Source organism: Myxococcus sp. MH1 (assembly GCF_059738865.1).
This window is the reverse complement of the sequence record NZ_AP026947.1, coordinates 964358-977770: the sequence shown is the minus strand read 5'-3', so window position 1 is coordinate 977770 and position 13413 is coordinate 964358. Positions and strand designations below refer to the sequence as shown.

At 71.2% G+C, this 13413-nt stretch carries 10 protein-coding genes; 5 read left to right on the top strand and 5 right to left on the bottom strand.

Annotation, left to right across the window (positions count from 1 at the left end):
- The first annotated feature begins 55 nt into the window (after nt 1-55).
- Genes AC6JA9_RS04070 through AC6JA9_RS04060 form a run of 3 tightly spaced genes read left to right on the top strand, consistent with a single transcriptional unit; the run spans nt 56 to nt 1645 of the window.
- Nucleotides 56-280, top strand: coding sequence for a hypothetical protein (locus tag AC6JA9_RS04070; protein WP_141326892.1), 225 nt, complete (start codon nt 56-58; stop codon nt 278-280).
- A gap of 45 nt (nt 281-325) precedes the next feature.
- Nucleotides 326-1087: a hypothetical protein gene (locus tag AC6JA9_RS04065; protein WP_497959113.1), complete on the top strand. Its 762-nt coding sequence runs from the start codon at nt 326-328 to the stop codon at nt 1085-1087.
- 3 nt (nt 1088-1090) lie between these two features.
- Nucleotides 1091-1645 carry a hypothetical protein gene (locus AC6JA9_RS04060; protein ID WP_223782404.1) on the top strand — a complete coding sequence of 185 codons (555 nt, stop codon included), beginning with the start codon at nt 1091-1093 and terminating at the stop codon, nt 1643-1645.
- A 48-nt stretch (nt 1646-1693) separates the two neighbouring features.
- On the opposite strand, the gene AC6JA9_RS04055 is transcribed toward AC6JA9_RS04060, so the two are convergent.
- The 5 genes from AC6JA9_RS04055 to AC6JA9_RS04035 all read right to left on the bottom strand — a co-directional run bounded on the left by AC6JA9_RS04055 (nt 1694) and on the right by AC6JA9_RS04035 (nt 9186).
- Nucleotides 1694-2278: a hypothetical protein gene (locus tag AC6JA9_RS04055; protein ID WP_223782403.1), complete on the bottom strand. Its 585-nt coding sequence runs from the start codon at nt 2276-2278 to the stop codon at nt 1694-1696.
- Between the two features lie 422 nt (nt 2279-2700).
- Nucleotides 2701-3657, bottom strand: a complete 957-nt coding sequence (locus AC6JA9_RS04050; protein WP_223749265.1) for a hypothetical protein — start codon at nt 3655-3657, stop codon at nt 2701-2703.
- A gap of 1 nt (nt 3658) precedes the next feature.
- The gene (locus AC6JA9_RS04045) at nt 3659-5194 is read right to left on the bottom strand and encodes a pilus assembly protein (protein WP_223749264.1); all 1536 of its coding nucleotides are present in this window, start codon (nt 5192-5194) and stop codon (nt 3659-3661) included.
- Entirely contained in the window at nt 5173-5967 is a 795-nt protein-coding gene (locus AC6JA9_RS04040) for a TadE family protein (RefSeq protein ID WP_223749263.1), read from the bottom strand. The genes AC6JA9_RS04045 and AC6JA9_RS04040 overlap by 22 nt, the downstream gene beginning before the upstream one ends.
- Before the next feature lie 162 nt (nt 5968-6129).
- Nucleotides 6130-9186: a helicase-related protein gene (locus AC6JA9_RS04035; protein WP_497959112.1), complete on the bottom strand. Its 3057-nt coding sequence runs from the start codon at nt 9184-9186 to the stop codon at nt 6130-6132.
- Nucleotides 9187-9426: 240 nt separating this feature from the next.
- Here AC6JA9_RS04035 and AC6JA9_RS04030 point away from each other — a divergent pair, with 240 nt between their 5' ends.
- The gene (locus AC6JA9_RS04030) at nt 9427-11277 is read left to right on the top strand and encodes an ATP-binding protein (RefSeq protein WP_408888214.1); all 1851 of its coding nucleotides are present in this window, start codon (nt 9427-9429) and stop codon (nt 11275-11277) included.
- Nucleotides 11278-11540: 263 nt separating this feature from the next.
- On the top strand, nt 11541-13394 hold the full coding sequence (locus tag AC6JA9_RS04025; RefSeq protein ID WP_223749260.1) for a cytochrome C: 1854 nt from the start codon (nt 11541-11543) through the stop codon (nt 13392-13394).
- Nucleotides 13395-13413 lie beyond the last annotated feature (19 nt).

Genomic DNA, 13413 nt, shown 5'->3' with positions numbered 1-13413 from the left:
GCGCGTGCGCCAGCCAACACCTGGCGCGCCCGACGCCTGCGCAGCGAGGTCCGCCATGCCCATCCTCATCCCCAAAGAACCCCTGGAGACGCCCTTCACGCTGCCCGACGAGCGCGCGCCCATCACGGGGGAGCCCGACGAGCACTTCCTCACCGGACAGGTGAGCTGGGACGGCACGCGCCAGCACGGCGGCGGCCACGTCCCGGAGGACTTCGAGTGGACGTCCAACCCGAAGGAGCGCCAGGACGACCTGATGGGCGAGTGGCCCCAGGACTCCTGATGCCGCGTGCGCTCGGCAGCCCGCCGGGGTAAGCGTCCCGCCGCCATGAGCCGCTCCAAGGACCGAGGCAGTGACTTCCAGCGCCAGTTCGAGGGCGCGTCGATGCTGGATGGATTGCTGGAGCTGTCCGGCAGCCCGTACGACACCGCGGAGGTGCTCGCCCGCATGCAGGCGGCGCACGCCAGGGGCCGCCCCCAGGGCGACGTCATCCCGGGGCTCTTCGAGGGCGAGCCGCGCTTCCCGTCGCCGGACATCGCGCGCAAGCTCTACCAGAACCTCTTGGGGCTCTGGGACCTGGTGGTGGAGGGGCGCGGGGTGCGCCTGGAGGACGGGGAGCGGCCGCCCCGGCCGAAGAAGAGCCGTCCCGTCCTTCCCGCGGACTTCCACCCGGGCGAGCCCTCGAGCGAATTCATCGAGGCGGCCTGGCGTTATCTGGAGGATGACGAGAAGGCGCGCACGCGGCTGATGCACGCCTTCGAGAACCGACAGGATGCCCTGCTGGGCGCGCTTGACGCCGCGGGGCTCACGGACGAAGGATACGGGGTCGCCCGCCACCTGCTCTTCGAGCTGTACGCCATGCTGGAGCTGGGTTGGTCGCCGGGAGTCGCTTCGGTGCGCCCGGCGGCGCTGGTGGCGGACACGACGGCTCCACCGGTGCCCGAGTCGCTGCGGACGTACGCGGCCGAGGCGCTCTTCGAGGCGGAGCAGGACGAGGAGCAGCCCCTGACCGCACAGGAGCTGGAGGTGGTGCGCACCCTCGTCCAACGCGGACTCGCGGCGCTCTGGGGCGCACGCAAGGGGAGATGAAGGATGGCCAAGGACAACGACGACGGCGGCGGCTTCTCCGGGAAGCGCAACAAGACGTGGCGCGAAATCGACGCGGGCCGCGCCAAGGGCAGCAAGTACCACTCGCGCCAGGATGACCCCGCGCAGCAGAAGATTGAACGCAGCGCGAGCTACCAGAAGTACAAGGCCGCCGCGGACGCGCTCTTCACGGGCGGCGAGCTGCCCGAGGGCCTGGCGAAGACGTTCGACCCGGAGGGCAAGCGCAAGGCCCAGAAGCAGGCCATGCAGAAGGTGACGGAGTCCGAGACGCGCGCCGACTGGGTGAAGGCCGTGGTGGACTACCTGGAGAAGTACCCGGAGCTGCCCGAGGACGCGTACTTCCTCGACAGCCTGCTGGACCACCCGCGCGAGCGCATCGTCGACAAGGCGCTGGCCCGGCTGGAGGTGCTGGTGGAGGAAGGCAAGCTGCAGAAGAAGCCGCAGAGCCTGGACCAGCGGCTGAAGTCGGTGGAGCTGACCAGCATGGACCCGGACATGCAGGGCCGCGCCAAGGCGCTGCGCGAGAAGCTGCGCACCTGAGTCGCAAGGGTGGTGTCCGACGCGGGACGTGGCGCGACGACACGCGCCTCAGGGCCCGCGAAGTCGACCCCGGTGCACGAGCACCACGGAGCGCAGCCCCTTCTCGGCGGGCGCCTGGATGATGCGCAGCTCCTCACCGGGACGGGTGTAGACGGACGTCTCCCCGTCGGCGAGCCGCCAGCCGTCGCGCCCCAGCGCCTGGGCGTAGAAGGTGCGCACCTCGGCCTCGGACATGGGGACCTGGAAGGACAGCGTCCTGGAGCTCTCGTCGCTCACGCGCATCACGCCGTGCGCGCCGGGAGGGAGCGTGGCGACGTCACCGGCGATGCTCGGCTCGCGGGCCAGGGCGTGGTTGGCCTCGCCCAGGTACACGAGCGTGACGCCGCCCTCCTGAGGCTGGAGGATGACGGTGTAGGTGAGCCCCCGGTACATGTCGACGCCGGTGAGCATGGCCGCGCCGCTGGCGAGCTGCGGCTGCTCGGAGCCTGGAGGGACGTGGAGGCCGCCCGCGCGGAAGGCATCCGCGAAGCGCTGCACCAGGTCCTGCGCGGAGTCCTTCACCACCACGGCGCGGAGCACCACGGGTACGCCGTTGGCGTCGAGCACCTCGCTGGCGTCCACCTGTTCGAGCACGCGCAGCGACGGCCACGCGAAGCGTGGTCCGGTGTCCGCGGAGGGGCTTGCGCCGGACTTCGCGGCGTCGCTCGCGCTTGTGGCACGAGACGCGTTCGATGACGTGGGGCCCGACTTCGCTGCGGGCGTGCCCGCGCGACCTGCGCGTGATGCGCTCGATGGCGCAGTGCTCGATTTCGCGGTGGCAGTGCCCGCGCCCACGACGCTCGGAGTGCCCGATGGCGCGGTGTTCGGACTCGCACCAGGGCGCACCAGGTTTGAATCAGGCCGCGCCAGGTCGCTCGCCCGGGCCGCGCGCCGAGACTTCGGCTCCGAGATGCCCGTGCTCGGCGAGCCTCGCTTCACGGGCTCCTGCTCGCCCCCCGGCGTGCTCGCGGCGACAGGCGCCGTGCCCAGCAGGCACAGGACGGCGAGCACGGACCTCACCGCACCCGCACTCCACCCAGCCACCGGTTCTCCCGGGGAACGTCGTACCGGCGCGCCAGGTTCGAGGCCCGGAACGGCGTCGTCTCCCAGACGGACTGGCCGCCCGCGTGCGTGGCGCCGATGTTCTCCTCGTAGCGGTCCTCCTCGCCCCGGAAGCTCATGAAGAACTGGTCCTCGTTGACCGACTCCGCGCCCACCAGGCCCGCCAGCGCCGAGCCCGCGTTCCCGCCACCACCGTTGCGCCGGTACACCCGCTCCGCCCAGAGGTAGTAGTCCGGGTTGCCACACACCCTGCCGCTGTTGATGCTCAGCGCGCAGGCCCGTCCCTCCGCCACCGTCGACAGACCCCAGTCGTCCAGGAACACCCCGAACCGCCCCCGGCACTCGCCCGCCGTCGCGCGCCCCGCCGCGCACACGCGGAACGTCGCCGCCGCCGCGCGCTGCGAGGTCTGGAAGAAGCTCGGCTCCATGAAGCGGCCGATGCGCTCGGCGCGAAGCCGCGTGGACGCCGTGCAGCGCATGCCCGGCGACGCCACCCGCATCGTCGCCAGCGGCCCTCCCGCATGCTGCGGCTCCAGCGTGGGGACTCCCGCCGGGAGCTCCGGCTCGCAGTCCACCTGGATGGGCTGCGCGCGAGCGACGGCGAGCTGCACCGGCACCCCACCCGCTCCGTCCATGCGGCTGCGCCCGTCGTAATCCACGTAGCGCCCGTTCGCCTCCGCCAGCGCGCCCGTCACCGCGGAGGGCCGCTGCCACTCCCCCGCCGCCGGGTCGTGCATCACGCGCCCCGTGGCGTTCCAGAGCGCGAAGTTGGCGGCCTCCTGCACCTTCAGCGTCAGCGCGCCCACCTCCGCGAAGTAGATGCCGAACAGGAGGATGGTGACGAACACCATCAACCCCAGCGCCGTCTCGATGAGCGACTGACCTCGTCGTGCCGCGCGTCGCGAGCGCATGTCAGTACCCCGCTCCCCGCCGGCTGCCGCCGCGGTAACCCGCCTCTTCCAGCTCCCGCAGCGTCCGGCCGTGCTCCGCGAACCCCGCCGTCTCCAGGCTCTGAGCCGGCCTGTCGTCCACCGCGCCCTCGGCGCTCACCAGCGTGGCGCGCCAGAAGGGGTTGAGGAAGTTGGGCGGCTCGCGCCAGCCTCCCCCCTGCGCCGCCGCGCGCGGCCGGTGGTAGTAGACGATGCCCGCCGACAGCGCGACCTGGTTGCGCTGCACGCTCTCACGCCCCGTCGGACGCGAGCGCCCCAGCGGAATCGAGAGGTCGAACTCCGTCGTGTTCTCCTCCGAGAACTTGAAGCGGAAGAACAGGTTCCACGGGTCCGGGTTCCTGCGGCGCGCGTCACTGCCGTAATCGCGATGCAGCACCGAGTACAGCTTCGGCTGCGCGTAGTGGTTGCTCGGCCCGCGCCACATCTCGTCCACGTTGTAGCTCATGGCGAACGGCCAGATGCCCGGGCACGTCACGCACGCGCCCAGCGTGTGCCGCTCGTAGAGGGGCTCGCCCGCCTCGGGCGCCTGCCCCGGCGGCAGGCGCAGGCCGTAGACGTGCTGGTCCTGCGGCGTCTGCTGCTCGTCGGACATCACCCACGCGTCCGTCACCGGCACCGGCGCGGGCGGCGCGTTGCTCGCGCACTGCGTGGGGACGATGGCCGTCCCGTGGTCATGGCCCGTGGCGTTGCGCCCCGACACCGTGTTGTAGGTCGAAGGGTCCATCTCCGCGGCGGAGCCGTAGCGACGGAAGGCCGTGGAGCGCGCCGCGCCGCCCGTGCCGAACCCCGCGCTGCCGGTGGGCCGGTTGTGCACCCACGTCCAGCCCAGGCTGCCCATGGTGGCGTTCAGGTGCGCGCGCGAGGCGCCGCCCACCGGGCACACCGCGCCGCCGCCACAGGCGCCGCCGCCTCGCCGCACGGCGTCCATCAGCGGCCCGTGGCGAGGCACGTCCTCGGAGCCGTTGAGCTCCAGGAAGCTCTTGGCCGCGCCGTCCGCCGTCGCCTCCAGCTCCGGGTTGGCGCCCCGGGCGATGCGCACCGCGAGCTTCTGTCCGGCGATGTGCTCGGTGAGCAGGTGCGCGTAGATTTCCAGCCCCGCGCGGTACAGGTTGCCCGCCTTGCCCTGGGCCAGCTTCGTCTGCGTGGCGGCGTCCTTGTCCCGCGCCTCCCACTCCGTCACGGTGTACTTGGGCGCGCAGACCATGTGGGCCGCGTACACCTGGCTGCTGCGGCTGATGAGCGCCTGGGTGCCGGCCATGGCCACCATGTGCGCCACCTGCGCGCGGTTCATCACGGAGATGGCGTTGAACGTGCGCGCCGCGGCCACCGCCTGGCTGTAGGCCGCCGCGTCCGCCGCCATCTGGATTTCGACGCGCTCCTTGGCGCGCATGCCGAAGCCCAGCGTCATCAGCACCATCAACGCGAGCAGCAGCAGCGTCAGCGCGAAGAGGACGAGCGCCTGACCGCGCGGAGCACTCAGAAGCCGGTGACGGGACATTCGGCGCCTCGCGGGAAGTTCTGGGCCATCACCGGCGTCATCATCCGCATCGCCGCGTGGACCTGGATGGGGAACACGAAGTGACCCTGCCGGCTCCACGCCACCATGCGCTCGTCGAGCGCGCCACCGGGCCAGTCATCCGGCCCCAGGGGCGGCGCCTCGTCGTTCCACCAGTCCGACTGCTTCTGCGCCGGCATCAGCGGGTTGGTGGCGGTGTAGCGACGCAGACCGAAGTGGGCCAGGAACATCCGGCTCATCACCCAGTTCGCGAAGGGGATGCGCATGTAGTACCAGGCCACCATGCGGATCTCCAACGTGCGGTTGTCGAGCGCCGCGTCGCTGTCCGTGGACTGGTCGAACAGCAGGTCCTCGTTGAAGGCGAGCGACTGCACCCACGCGACGTCCGGCGAGTCGCGGACGATCTCCACCATGGGGCCCCGGAACAGGTTCCCGTAGGAGCTGGTCACCCGGTACTCGTTGTCCCGCCGCACCCGGAACGCGTCCGCCAGCGCGCGCGGGCTGTCCGTGCGCACCACCGACGGCAGCATCGTCACCATCGCCGCGTGCATCATTGGCAGGCAGTCCGCGTGGTTGAGGCTGCCAGCCCGCACCGCCCGGTACACCGCCACCTGCGCCAGGATTCGCGCCTGCAGCATCATGAAGAGCTGCAGCGTCCCCAACACCAGGAACACCACCAGCGGGAGCGTCAGCGCCGCTTCCACCGCTGCCTGTCCGGACTGCCTGGATGTGGGTGAAATGGCGCGGGGAAGCATACACCTTCCAATTCCCTGAATCTTGTTGATTGAGGAATCGGTCAACTGGACCGTAGCCAAATTCGGTACCCAGCCCCACTGTCCACGACACAGTGGGACTGTCCGCGCGAGCCTCCGACACCTCGCGTCACGGGCGCAACACCCCGCCCTGCCCCGCACGTCTCAGCGGTTGAGAATGAAACCGCAAGCCGAGTCGAGTGTCACCTTCGCGTCACGCAGTGCGTGGAGCAGACGCTCGTAGTGCGCATGCTCGGCGCCCAGCTGGGTGGCGAGGGCGTCATCCGACAGGCCCTGGTGGTCCAGGGACAGGCGCAGGCGCTCCAGGCCGGCGTCGCGCTCGGCCTCGATGGCCTCGCGGGCGGCGGTGGTGAGCTTCTTCAGCGCGGCCTCGGCGGCCTTCTGGCCCACGGGCACCGCGGCGTCGAGGAAGGTGTCGAAGCCCGGGAAGGCGCGCGACACCTCGTCGCCCTTGAGCGTCTTGCCCTCGGTCTCCAGCGCGGGGAGCAGCGCGTCGTCGGCCCTGGGGCCGGAGGCGCCCCCGTCCACCACGGCCACGTGGACCAGGGTGCGCTCCAGGAAGCGCGCCAGCTGACGGCTGGGCACGCGCGCGCCGGGCGAGGTGTCCTCCGGCTCCGGCAGCTGCAGGTGGTAGAGCAGCTCCACGCCGCGCGCCTTCTGGGGCCCGCGCTTCTCGATGAAGCGGAACGCGCTGCGGCCATAGGGACCGTCGCGCAGGAAGCCGAACAGCGCCTCCACCAGCGGGTGGCCGGTGGCGAAGTACTCCAGCTCCTCGGCCTCCACCGCGGTGTCGCGCCAGAAGGTGCCCAGCTGCGTGCGGTCCTCCAGCACGTCCAGCCCCGGCAGGCCGTCCACCTTCAGCGCGTGGCCGAACTGGAACGCCACCTGGAAGGCCTCCACCTGCTCGTCGGTGTCCACGCCGATGCCCACCCGGCGCGCCAGCTCCGTGACGGTCTCCTCCAGCCGCTCGTCCAGGTCCCGCGCGACGCCCCACAGGCCGTCCTCCAGCCCGGGCGCCTCGCCGTCGTCGCCTTCCTCGTCGGACTCGATGCCCATGCGCTCCTGGGCCTTCTTCACCAGGCGCTCCACCGCGGGGCGGTCGAAGCTGCGCACGTCCAGGAGCGGATCATACGCGCGCTTCACCTGCTCGCGCGCCGACTCCACCTTGGCCTTGAGCTCGCCCGCATAGGCCACGCGCGCCTCGCGCGGCAGCAGCGCCAGCTCCGCCAGCCGGTCCTCCACCTCCTCCAGCACCGCGTCCAGGCCGCCCACCGTCTCGCCGAACACGCCCACCGCGTCCGCCAGCAGCGTCAGCACGTCCGACGCCAGCGTGCCCGCCACGTCGAAGACGTGGATCTCCACCGGGTGCGTCTGGCCGATGCGGTCCAGCCGGCCGATGCGCTGCTCCACCGTCGCCGGGCTCCAGGGCAAATCGTAGTGCACCAGGTGGTGCGCGAACTGGAAGTTGCGGCCCTCGCCGCCCACCTCCGTGCAGAGCAGCACCTTGGGGCCCTCCGGATCCCTGAAGCGCGCCACCTGCCGGTCCCGCTCCACCAGCGGCAAATCTCCGTGGTAGCCCAAGGCCTCCACGTTCTCGCGCGACAGCTCCGACTGGAGCATCTCCAGCGTGTCGCGGCTCTCGGTGAAGACGAGCACCTTCGCGGAGGGCTCCGCCTTCCACACGCCGCGCAGCACGCCCACGAAGGCGCTGAACTTCGCGTCGCGCGACGGCAGCTTCAGCACGTCCGCCTTCGCCTTGAGCACCGGGTTGGACTTCACCGCGCCGGAGAACGCCGCGGAGCTGGACTCCAGCCGGCGCAGCACGTTGCCCAGGGGCGCGCCCCTCAGCGTGCCCTGCGCCAGCACCTCCAAGGCCGCGTCGCGGACCTTCAGCTCCTCGGCGGGCAGCGCCACCGGGTGCCGGTGCAGCCTGCGCGTGGAGAAACCACCCACCACCGCACGGCGGTTACGTACCAGCGTGTCGCTGAGGCTGTACGTCTCCGCCAGGTGCTGCAGGAGCGCTTCGGGCTCCTTGAGCGTCTTGAGCCGCGCGTCCTCGGGGAAGCGCTGGGCCAGGGCCTTCACCGCCGCCGTGGCCTGGGCCTTGCCGCCCTCGCGCAGCGCGCGCACCGCGGTGGACAGCTCCTCCTGGCGCGCGAGCCGCTCCTCGAAGCCCTTCACGGACGGGGCCGTGGCCGCGTCGATGAGCGTGAGCAGCCCGTGGTACTCGGCCGGGTCCAGTTGCATGGGCGTCGCGGTGAGCAGCAAGATGCCCCAGGAGTTCTTCGCCAGCACGGAGGCGGCCTCGAAGGCGCGCTCGCCCTTCAGGTGGTGCGCCTCGTCGATGATGACCAGGTCCCAGAACGCGTCCTCGCCCGCGAGCTCCTGGCGGTGCTCCTCGCTGCGCGACAGCAGCTCCAGGCTGGTCACCACCAGCGGGAAGCGCGCCCAGGGCGACACGCCCGGGGCCTCCTTGAGGGACTGCGCGTAGCGGTCCGAGTCCATCAGCGTGAAGAGCTGGTTGAACTTGTGGAACAGCTCCACCAGCCACTGCACGGTGAGGTGGCTGGGGGCCACCACCAGACAGCGCCGCACCAGGCCCGACAGCCGCAGCGCGCTGAACACCATGCCCGCTTCAATCGTCTTGCCCAGGCCCACCTCGTCGGCGAGCACGAAGCGCGGACGCCGGGCGGACAACACCCGCTGCACCACGCCCACCTGGTGGGGTTTCACCATGACGCGGCTGGCGAGCAGCGCGCCCAGCGCGTCACACCGCCGCTCGTCGTCCAGCACCAGCGCCTGCTTGCGCAGCGTGAAGGCGCGCGCGTCCCCCACCCGACCCTCGCGAAGTGTCGACAACAGGTCCGAGCGCGGCGGCAGCGCGCGCACCTCGGACTCCGGCAGCTCGTCCTCCTCGCCCGTGTCCGCGTACCTCAGCACGTAGCGCCGCAGGCCCCGCGCTCCCGGCTCCTCGGCCACCACCAGGGCCAGCCGCCCCTTGTACGTCACCACCGGCTCTCCCGGAGGCAGCGGGTAGGACACCAGGGCGCCGCCCTTGGTGGACACCAGCACCGGGGCGTCCTCCCGTGCGGGGAAGACGACGAGCGCCTTGGCTCCGTCCTCCTGGAGGGACAGCAGGTGACCCACACCCCATTCGGGCTGGGGGAGATAGCGGACCTTCAGACCTTCGACGAGAGACATAGGCGGTGTGGACAGACGCGAGACGAATGAGAGGGGGCACGCCTCATAACCCCGCGCCCTGGCGATGGCCATTCCAGATGGGGAGTCCTTCCACCCAGGGAGTGTCAGCAACCTCCCTGGGGTGACTCAGACTTTGTCCAACCGGGCAATTTTCCGCTGTCCTCGCATCGGGGATGCTGTCCATCACCTTCCTGATGCGGGCCGGTTGCGGGCTTTCGCCAGGAGCGGGGGGAGCCTCACATGATGCGACGTTGGACGTTCGCCCAGCGGGTGGGTGCGGGGGTGTCCGCCTGCATGCTCGCCGGCCTGTTGTTGTTCGCGACGCTCCTGTCCGTCGTGCACGGACTGTTCACCCATGAGGAGGTCTCGCGCCTGGCCTTGAGACAGGCACTGCTCGCGGGCTTCGTGGGGCTGGCCGGCGTGGGCGCGCTGGGGCTGGTGCTGAGCCACCTGCTGGCGCCGCTGCACGCGCGCCACGAGCACAGCGAGCAGCGCCTGGGCCTGCTCATGGAGGCGGTGACGGACTACGCCTTGTGCTTCCTGGATTCGCGCGGCCGGGTGACGGCCTGGAACGCCGGCGCGCAGCGGCTGACGGGCTGGGCCGCCGAGGACGTGGCGGGCTGTGCCTTGGAGCGGCTGCACCCCGAGGACGCCGTGGCCGCGGGCCTGCCTCGCGCCCAGCTGGAGCGCGCCCGACGCGAGGGGCGCCTGTTGTCCGAGGGCTGGCGCGTGCGGCGCGACGGCACGCGCTTCTGGGCGGAGACGCTGCTCACCGCGCTGTCGGACTCGCGCGGGCGGCTGTGCGGCTTCGCGGAGGTGACGCGCGACATCACCGAGCGGCGCCGCATGGAGCGCGCCCAGGCGCTCTTCGCCGAGGCGGGCCGCGTGCTGCAGCCCTTGTCCGGCGCGCGCGAGGTGGGCGAGGCCCTCACGCGCCTGTGCGTACCCGAGGTCGCCGACGCGTGCATCCTCTTCCTCCCCTCCGCCGACGGCCGCGTGCGGCCCCAGGCCGTGGCGTGCGCGGACGACCAGGCCGCCAGCCGCCTGTGGGAGCCGCTCCTGCGCTGCCCCGACGCGGACGAGGTGGGCCCCTGTCACGTGGTGTGCACCGGCCGCGCGGAACTCCTCTCGGAGGTGGAAGCGGAGCACCTGCCCGTGGCGCTCGAGGGCAGCGCCCACGGCGAGCTCTTGCGCGTGCTGGGCGTCACCTCCTCGCTCACCGTGCCGCTGGCGGTGGGCTCGCGCGTGCTGGGCGCGCTGTGCCTGCTGTCCACCGGCGCGCGGCGCTACGGCGAGGTGGACCGCGCCTTCATGGAGGAGCTGGCCGCCCGGGCCGCGCTCGCGCTGGACAACGCGCGCCTGCTCTCCGAGGCGCAGGGCGCGCTGGAGCTCATCGGCGTGGCAGCGCATGACCTGGGCAACCCGCTGTCCTCGCTCCAGCTGCGCCTCAGGCGCCTGCGCCTCTTGGAGGTGAACGCGCACGAGCCCCGGCTGCGCGAGGGCCTGGTGGGCGTGGAGGGCGAGGCCCGGCGCATGGGCCGGCTGCTCCACAACCTGCTGGACCTGTCGAGCCTGTCCGCGGGCCCCATGACGCTGGACCGCGAGCAGATGGACCTGGCCGCGCTGACCAGGGAGGTGGCCGAGCGCCACGCGGAGCAGGCCACCGCCGCCGGCTGCGCGCTCACCGTGCGCGTGCAGGAGCAGGACACCACCGGCTCGTGGGACCGGCTGCGCCTGGACCGCGTCCTCACCAACCTGATCAACAACGCCCTCAAGTTCGGCCACGGCCACCCCGTGGAAATCAGTGTCCACGCCGACGCCTCCCACGCGCGCGTCACCGTGAAGGACGCGGGCCTGGGCATCGCCCCCGGCGACCAGCAGCGCCTGTTCCACCGCTTCGAGCGCGTCCACGGCGACGGCCGCCGCCACCCCGGCACCGGCCTGGGCCTCTACATCGTCCAACAGCTGGTCCAGGCCCACGGCGGCTCCATCCACGTCCGGAGCCGAATCGGGGAAGGCGCGGAATTCACTGTTGAACTTCCCCGTGCCCTGCAGGGCAGGGCTCACATCCCCCTGCAAGCGACCGCTTGAGTCGGTTCAGCCCGCAGCGTATTGAGGAAATCCGAACAGTTGGAGGCTTCCGGGATTTAAAGAGGGCGGATTATTTTCCCAGAAGTTGAAGGCGTCTGTTCAGTCCAGATATTCTTCGTACGGCTAAAAAGGCTCGAACCGGGGAAACCCGGAAACGGGAGAGATCCGGCCCCCCTCGCCCCCTGCGGGCGAAGGGCTACAGGGTCCGCTGGCCGGGGCGCCAATGGTGGTGCCCTCAACCACATGTACGAGGAGAGTCACCCATGGGTGGACTTGGAGCACCCTGGTCCCAGCGCGAAGCGTGTACGCACCGCTCGCTCGGTTACCCCACGGCCCGCCAGACGTTGGCGTGGGCCCTGGTGACGGGGTTGCTGGTGGCCTGCGGCGGACCAGAAGACGCGTCACTGGACGAGGCGGCGCTGGCGCCGGAGGCCGGAGAGACCGCGTCGGAGTCCCAGGAGCTGTTCGGCTGGCCGTGGCCGCCTGCGCCCAAGCCGGTGGGGCTGGCGCTCGAGGTGGACAACGGCAAGGGGCAGCTCTTGCGCGTGCGCGCGGGCTCGAGCTTCTACATCAACCAGATCGACCTGCGCGCCTCGGTGCTGTCCAACCGCGACACGGGGCTCGCCGCGCTGAAGACGCAGAGCGACTTCGCGGGGCTGGGCTGGTCGGGCCTCAAGGCCGTGGACGAGGAGCCGGTGCTGCTGGGCAGCCCGGGTGCCTTCACCCGCCGGCGCTTCTACCGGGGCGCGGCGTGGATGGACGTGCCCAGCATCTTCACGGTGGAGCCCGTGGACTCGCGCGGCCGGCTCACGGGCCTGCCCGTGGTGCTCAACATCGGCTCGGAGGACTCGCGACGCGAGCGCACCGACGACTTCTTCATCCGCCGGCTGCGCGCCATCCAGTCCATCACCGACTGCCAGTCCCCCACCAACTGCACGGGCGCCCGGAAGTTCGAGGAGGAGGCGCTGGTGGAGGTGCGCAACGCGTACGAGCACGCCAAGGCGAAGGCCTTCACGCTCACCACCACCACCACCGCGCTGCGGCTGCGCTGGAGCCTGCGCCCCTTCACGCCCTACATCATCCCCGTGGAGCAGGTGCGCGACGCCGACTACGCCTATGGCTTCGGCATCGACGTGAAGGCGCTCACCCCGCCGCGCCGCGATGGCACGTATGCCCCAGGGTCCGAAATCACCTTCCAGGTCGCCCTGAAGGACGGGGCGGGCAACAGACTGCACCCCGAAGGCAGTCTGCCGTCCTACAATGAGGTCGCGCCGGACGGAAACGCGGCGGGCATCCAGTACTATCGGGCCTTCTTCGATGCGACGACGACGTACTACCGGCGCAAGCACCGGGAGCGGATGTTGATGTCCCAAATCATCGGGCCCGCGCAGAACATCCAGCCCATCCGCAGCGTCATCGCGCTGGAGGCCTTCCTGGACCCGGAGGTGGACGAGCAGGTGGTCGCCACCGAGGCGCGCGACGGCGTGTACTCGCAGTTCGCCATCCTCCCGTTCGCCAACATCGTCTTCCGCGGCGCCTTCTTCCCGGAGGAGGGCCTGTGGGACCGGCCCAACACGGACAAGTGGCAGTACAAGATTCCCGCCGACGCCACGCCCGGCACCTACCTGGTGACGGTGAAGGGCCGCCGCGTGTACCTGGGCGAGGACCTGCCCGGCTCGCGGACGATTGAAATCCAGGTGGGCACCCCGCGCCGCACCGAGGCGAGGCTCACCACCGGCCCGTGCAACAGCTGCCACAGCGAGGGCGGAGAGCTCTCCCAGGTGCTCCACGGCAACGACAACCGCGCCGCGTGCTCGGGCTGCCACGCGCCCCTGGGCTTCGAGCTGGAGGGGCCCATCTTCGTGCGCACGCACTTCATCCACTCGCGCTCCAACCGCTTCGACAAGCCGCTGGAGCAGTGCTCCTCCTGCCACCTGACGAAGGAGAGCATCCAGCGCACGAGCAAGGCCGCGTGCCTGTCGTGCCACAAGAGCTACCCGAAGAGCCACGAGGCCCAGTTCGGGAAGATTGAAAGCATGTACGTCGGCGGAGGACCCGAGTCCTTCCAGCAGTGCACCGGCGCCTGTCATACCCAGCACCCGCGCAGCGGCCTGTAGCCGCCGCCAGACACCTCGG

Excerpts from the sequence above, each read along its gene's own strand:
- AC6JA9_RS04040 (WP_223749263.1), bottom strand. The coding sequence starts at position 5,967 with ATGCTTCCCCGCGCCATTTCACCCACATCCAGGCAGTCCGGACAGGCA.
- AC6JA9_RS04065 (WP_497959113.1), top strand. The coding sequence starts at position 326 with ATGAGCCGCTCCAAGGACCGAGGCAGTGACTTCCAGCGCCAGTTCGAG.
- AC6JA9_RS04070 (WP_141326892.1), top strand. The coding sequence starts at position 56 with ATGCCCATCCTCATCCCCAAAGAACCCCTGGAGACGCCCTTCACGCTG.
- AC6JA9_RS04030 (WP_408888214.1), top strand. The coding sequence starts at position 9,427 with ATGATGCGACGTTGGACGTTCGCCCAGCGGGTGGGTGCGGGGGTGTCC.
- AC6JA9_RS04045 (WP_223749264.1), bottom strand. The coding sequence starts at position 5,194 with ATGTCCCGTCACCGGCTTCTGAGTGCTCCGCGCGGTCAGGCGCTCGTC.
- AC6JA9_RS04035 (WP_497959112.1), bottom strand. The coding sequence starts at position 9,186 with ATGTCTCTCGTCGAAGGTCTGAAGGTCCGCTATCTCCCCCAGCCCGAA.
- AC6JA9_RS04050 (WP_223749265.1), bottom strand. The coding sequence starts at position 3,657 with ATGCGCTCGCGACGCGCGGCACGACGAGGTCAGTCGCTCATCGAGACG.
- AC6JA9_RS04025 (WP_223749260.1), top strand. The coding sequence starts at position 11,541 with ATGGGTGGACTTGGAGCACCCTGGTCCCAGCGCGAAGCGTGTACGCAC.
- AC6JA9_RS04060 (WP_223782404.1), top strand. The coding sequence starts at position 1,091 with ATGGCCAAGGACAACGACGACGGCGGCGGCTTCTCCGGGAAGCGCAAC.